Origin of the sequence: Saccharothrix hoggarensis, assembly GCF_042678885.1 — a bacterium.
GTDB classification, from domain to species: Bacteria; Actinomycetota; Actinomycetes; order Mycobacteriales; family Pseudonocardiaceae; genus Actinosynnema; species Actinosynnema hoggarensis.
On record NZ_JBHTLK010000465.1, the window covers coordinates 1 to 1,676 of the forward strand.

Below are 1,676 nucleotides of genomic sequence, written 5' to 3' on the forward strand. Positions count from 1 at the left end.
CCGTCGGGCTCGCGTTGCGCTCGGAGCCGCGGGCGCGGGTCGACGCGGCGCCGGCGGACGTGCTGCCGGCGGGCGGGTCGGTCACGCCCGTCGCGCTGCCGGACATCGGCAAGCCGTCCGCGGTCGCGCCCGGCGTGCGGATCGGCCAGGTGCTGGTGGTGGAGACCTCCGGCGGCGTGCAGCACTACCTGGCCGAGGCGGCGGCGCTGCGCCCGATCTCCGAGCTGCAGTACGACATCCAGCGCACGTTCCCGCCCACGGCGCAGGCGTACGACGGCGGTCAGCCGGTGGGCGTGCCGCTGGGGCTGGTGGCGGCGAGCCAGGCCCGCCAGGGGCCGCCCGTGCCGTCCGGGCCGGGGCAGCCGCCCGCGGCGCGTCCCGAGTTCGCCCCCGACGGTTCCGTGCTGTGCGCCGCGTTCGACGGCGAGGGTTCCGCGCCCGCGCTGGTCCTGGACCCGGAGTTGCCCGAACCCGACCCGATGACGAGCACCCCGCAGCGCACCCGGACCGGGACACCGCTGGCCGACCGGGTCGTCGTGCCGCCCGGTCGGGCCGCGGTGGTGGAGGTGATGCCCGGCCCGGACGCGCCCGCGGGCACCGTCGTCCTGGTGACGGACCAGGGCCGGGCGCACGCGCTGGCGAACCGGGACGTGCTCGACGTCCTCGGCTACGCCGGCGTCACGCCGTTGCGGCTGCCGGTGTCCCTGGTGTCCCGCGTCCCCCACGGTTCGCCCCTGGACCCGGCCGCCGCCCTCCAGCGCGCCTGACGGTCAGCTCTGGCACGCGTCAGCCCGGCACGCGTCAGCCCACGGCGCGTCGGCCCGGCACGCGTCAGCCCACGGCGCGTCAGCCCGGCACGCGTCAGCCCAGGGCGTTGGCCAGCATGCCGGGCTCGTACGCGCCGCCGGGGTTGCGCACGATCACGTTCAGCCGGTTGGCCAGGTTGATCACCGCGACGACCGAGATCAGCGCGCCGATCTCGTCGTCGTCGTAGTGCTTGCGCACCTCGGCCCACGTCTCGTCCGACACGCCCTGGTGCGCGTCGGCAAGCCGCGTGCCCTCCTCGGCGAGCGCCAGCGCGGCCCGCTCGGCGTCGGTGAACACGGTCGCCTCGCGCCAGGTGGCGACGAGGTGGAGCCGGACCGCGGTCTCGCCGGCCGCGGCGGCTTCCTTGGTGTGCATGTCGACGCACGCGCCGCAGCCGTTGATCTGGCTGGCGCGCAGGTTCATCAGCTCCTGCGTGGTCCTGGGCAGCGTTGACGCTTCGAGGATCTGCCCGGCGCCGTGGATGCGCTTGGCGATCTTCACGGCGGTCGGGCTGTCGAACAGGTTGAACCGCGGTCCCATGACGTCGTCCTCACTCGTGGTCTCGTGTGCCTGACGCGCATCAAGACACCGTCCACCCGGTCCTTGTGACAGGACGGTGCGGGTGACCTGCGCCACCACGCGAACAACCGCGGCCGCCCGTCGTCCACGGGCGGCCGCGGTGTTCCCGGGAGGTGATCAGCGCCCGGTCAGCGGCGACCTCGGCTCGTCGGTCTGCCACAGGTCCTCGTCCAACGCCTCCGCCTCGGGCTTCCGGCGGCGCTCGGACCGCGTCGGCGGCACGCCACCCGCCGCGGCCCGGCCGCGCAACGGGTCCGGGACTCCGGGCGTGCCGGTGCGGGGACGTCCCC

The 1,676-nt window shown here is 75.7% G+C and carries 2 protein-coding genes; one reads left to right on the top strand and one right to left on the bottom strand.

Annotated elements, in window-relative coordinates:
- Positions 1-767, top strand: a 767-nt coding sequence (locus ACFQ3T_RS36445) for a type VII secretion protein EccB (protein ID WP_380730703.1), incomplete at its 5' end; no start/stop codon positions are given.
- A gap of 94 nt (positions 768-861) precedes the next feature.
- Here ACFQ3T_RS36445 and ACFQ3T_RS36450 read toward each other — a convergent pair.
- Entirely contained in the window at positions 862-1,347 is a 486-nt protein-coding gene (locus ACFQ3T_RS36450; protein ID WP_380730705.1) for a carboxymuconolactone decarboxylase family protein, read from the bottom strand.
- Positions 1,348-1,676 lie beyond the last annotated feature (329 nt).